Below are 3,898 nucleotides of genomic sequence, written 5' to 3'. Positions count from 1 at the left end.
AAATAGATGGCTTTGCTCAACTAAATAACAAAAAACTGAGTATATATACAAGTTAGGTGCAAGCGTAGGACGACCGAAAGTGCAGACATAAACCCACAGAAACGGACGACAAAATGCCTACGCTTCGCAAAATTAAAAGAGCTGCAAGCCGTAACACAAGCCAACGCTTTTGCAGCATATTTAATTTTACCCAACCGCACCCAAAGCCCACCCACCACCCCACTTTTAGACAAGCGTTACGACTGTTAATAAATTTTTCAATCAGACCGTTGTATAATTCAAAAAATCATTCTATATTTGCCAATATATGACATGTCAAAATAAGTAGAATGAATCAATTCGGGGAAAAAATAAAAGAGCTAAGAGAACAAAAAGGTTTGCTTCAAAAGCACATTGCTAGCCGACTTGACATTGACACTCCTATGTTGAGTAAGATTGAGAGAGGCGAGCGAAAAGCGAAACGACAACAATTACCAATACTTGCAAAAGCACTTTCAGTAGATAAAGACTATTTGCTTTCTCTTTGGCTTGCAGACCAAGTTTACGATGTTGTTAAAGATGAAAACATGGCTCTGAAAGCGATTCAAGTGGCAGAGGAAGAAATAAAATACGAAATAACTCAAAAAATAAAATAAATTATCATATTCAGATATGGAAATAGCTGTAAAAAATATTACAAAAAATAAATTTGGGCAATACTTTACCCCAGAAGTGGTGGCTAATTTTATGGTTGAATTGGCTGACCTGACTGTAAATTCATCAATCCTAGAGCCATCTTGCGGAGAGGGTGTTTTTTTAAAACTATTGGGTAACAAAGGATTTAAAAATTTAACAGCTTTTGAAATTGACGAGGATTTAGCACAAGAATATTCTGGCGTTCGTTATGAAAGTTTTATTTCTGCAAAAATTGATGAGAAGTTTGATTTAATTATTGGTAATCCGCCATACATCCGCTGGAAAAATTTAGAAGCGGAGTTAAAACATGAACTTTCAAATAATCCAATCTGGAATAAGCATTTTAATAGTCTTTGCGACTATTTGTACATTTTTATTTTAAAATCTATTGAACTACTTAACGAAAACGGACAGCTAATTTTCATTTGCCCTGAATATTGGATGAATACAACTCATTCTATTTCATTACGAAATTATATGGTTTCAAATGGTTATTTTGAAGAAATTTATCACTTTAATGAAACTCCAATTTTTGAAAAAGTAACTGTCTCCATTGTTATTTTTAAGTTTGTAAAAAGCAAACAAAAAAGCACGCAAATAAAAGTTGCTAAATTTTATGCGAATCAAAAATTAACAGTCGAAACACTTAATAAACTAAAATTTCAAGAAGATTTTAAGGATGCTGAATACTTAAAAGTATCACAATTTAAATATAATGAAAGGTGGCTTTTACAATCAGATGAAGTTAGAAAAGAACTAAGTATTTTAGAAAATAATTGCTTGAAGAAAAATCAAAATTCGTTGTTAAATATATTTAATGAACAACGCTTAGAGTTTCATACGATAGGTGATTTTTGTGATATAGGTAATGGTTTGGTAAGCGGTTTGGACAAGGCATTTCAAGTAAACGGCCATTCCTTAAATGAACAAGAGAAAAAAGCAACAATAGATGTCGTTAAGGCAAAAGATTTAAAACCATTTTTCGCAGAAAGCATTACAAAATATATTTATATTAAGGAAGGATTAGAAGAATCTGAATTTTTAGAAAAGTACCCCAATTTTTATACTCATTTTCAAAAACATAAAGAAGATTTGAGTAAAAGGTATCAATACAACCGAAAAATAAATTATTGGGAATGGGTGTTTTTGAGAAATTTTAATCTTTTTAGCAAATCTGAAAAAAGAATATTTGTTCCTTGTAAAGAAAGAATTTCCAATAAAAATTATTTTCGATTTGCACTCGTGGAAGAAGGTATCTTCCCAACACAGGACGTCACAGCTGTATTTAGAAAATCAAATACAAAAGAAAGCGTTGAATATATATTGGCTTATCTTAATAATCCTATAATATTTGATTGGTTAAAATGTAATGGAATTGTTAAAGGCAATATTGTAGAGTTTTCGGAAAAGCCAATTTCAAGCATTCCATATAGGGTAATAGATTGGACTAATTCAGAAGAGGTAGAATTACACGAAAAAATTACTACGAAAACAAAACAATTTATTAAAAACAAACAAGAAAAATACTTAACAGAAATCAATCAATTATTTAATCAACTTTTTATATGATAGTAAACTATACCGAATTAATCAAAAATGTGAAAGGCACTTCTGTTCAAAAACCTCTTTCAGGTACATTGTCTGGTCATGCGGCAGGCGAACCTTTTGACAAACACGTTTATGACGAAATAAAAAAACAATTTCCAAAGAATACATTTAGGCAGTACGAATACTTAAATGATTTGTATACTCAAAATTCGGAAGTTATAGGCTATGCAGCTAGAGAAAAATTATTTAAATCTCCTTCGGTTCATTTCTTACTTGCAAGAGGTAAAGATGTTACGAACAAATGGAATACAGATAATCTATTTGACGAAAAGCAAAATGATACCGCGGATATTTTAGTAGTCAAAGATGATTTCTATGAAATTATTGACACTAAAACTCGCAACATTTCTAAATCAGCTCAGCCGCCAAATATTATCTCTGCATTCAAACTAGCGCAAGTATGCGCTAAAATGCTAGACAATAAAGAGTTTAACGACTTTACAATAAACTATTTTGAAGTTGATTGGGAATTAGTAGCTGATAAATTGATATGTACAGACGCTCATGTTGCCTGTTTATTTAAGGCAAAACCAGAAAATCTTTATATAAATTGGGCTGCTGCCATGCAAATTCAATTTCACGTTTGTGATTTAGATCAATCTTTCAAAGGTACGATGGAGCAATGGACAAGAGCGTATTTAAAACATTTTGTTGCTCAAGTTTATAAGCGTTCGGAATATATGATAAATGAATTTGCGAAACCATTTGAAAAATATATCATTTAAATTATTTTAAAAATGAGCAATAATAATCCTAAAATATTTTTAGCCCCAGTATCAAGTTCTGATTTATATAAAAATTATCAACGGACAGTTATGGTTGGTATTGAAAAAACAGATTTTCTAAAATATCCAAATGGAAATCAATATCAAAAACTATTGACACAAAATCATACTGTTAGAATTTGGGGGATAAAAAGTACAAAATTGACGCCTTTTAACAAAGCATCAATAAATGACATTGTGCTATTTTATCATAAAGGTTTTATGGTTGGTAGAGCAACTATAAGTTTCAAAGACAATAATCAAAATTTATCAAAAGAAATTTGGGGTTACGACCAAGACAAATTAGACGGAAAAATCGAGTATTGGGAAAATTTAGTTTTTCTAGAAAACTTTGGTGTTATAAATATGGATTTCAGAGTTCTCATAGACTACGCTTCATTTAGTCCTAAAGCAAGTGTAAGAGGGTTTAATGAATATTCACAAGTTGGGACGAGTGCATTATTAAAGGAACACGGTACTATTGAAAATTTTTTAAGCAGACATAAATAAAAGACGACTTTAAAATTGCTCACGCTTTTGGTAGCACATTTGCATTTTTTGCCAACGCAAAAGCCAAACAAAAAAATGCAAAAGAGCTACCAAGCCAACGCACAAAGACACTGCAAACAATGGACAACAGAGCAACGACAGACAGAACGCCAGCACCTAACAGCACCTACCCAAAAGGCGGGGTTTCGTGTTCCAAAGACAGTTTTGTGGTTAATCAAACATTAGTTTTTCAAATCAAGTTTTGTGGTAAAAGTCCCGCCCTTCGGGTAGCTGCAAACCGTTAGACACTTACACTTCTAATAATAATATCAAGAAAGGGACTCATTAATTTTTAGTTTAAA

5 protein-coding genes are annotated in these 3,898 nt (G+C 31.6%); all 5 read left to right on the top strand.

Going from position 1 to position 3,898, the window contains the following annotated elements:
* The first annotated feature begins 329 nt into the window (after window positions 1-329).
* Window positions 330-635: a helix-turn-helix domain-containing protein gene (locus ACOYLT_RS10535; protein WP_422853807.1), complete on the top strand. Its 306-nt coding sequence runs from the start codon at window positions 330-332 to the stop codon at window positions 633-635.
* 16 nt (window positions 636-651) lie between these two features.
* A complete protein-coding gene (locus ACOYLT_RS10530; protein ID WP_422853806.1) occupies window positions 652-2,244 on the top strand; it encodes an Eco57I restriction-modification methylase domain-containing protein in 1,593 nt (530 codons plus the stop codon).
* Window positions 2,241-3,008 (top strand): HincII family type II restriction endonuclease, encoded by a 768-nt coding sequence (locus tag ACOYLT_RS10525; protein WP_422853805.1) that lies wholly within the window; start codon window positions 2,241-2,243, stop codon window positions 3,006-3,008. Before ACOYLT_RS10530 ends, ACOYLT_RS10525 begins: the two co-directional genes overlap by 4 nt.
* A gap of 12 nt (window positions 3,009-3,020) precedes the next feature.
* The gene (locus tag ACOYLT_RS10520) at window positions 3,021-3,557 is read left to right on the top strand and encodes a hypothetical protein (RefSeq protein WP_422853804.1); all 537 of its coding nucleotides are present in this window, start codon (window positions 3,021-3,023) and stop codon (window positions 3,555-3,557) included.
* Window positions 3,558-3,676: 119 nt separating this feature from the next.
* Window positions 3,677-3,841, top strand: a complete 165-nt coding sequence (locus tag ACOYLT_RS10515; protein WP_422853803.1) for a hypothetical protein — start codon at window positions 3,677-3,679, stop codon at window positions 3,839-3,841.
* The last annotated feature ends 57 nt before the right edge of the window (window positions 3,842-3,898 follow it).

This window comes from Flavobacterium sp. (genome assembly GCF_049318185.1).
Lineage (GTDB): Bacteria > Bacteroidota > Bacteroidia > Flavobacteriales > Flavobacteriaceae > Flavobacterium.
This window is presented reverse-complemented; position numbering and strand designations above follow the sequence as displayed.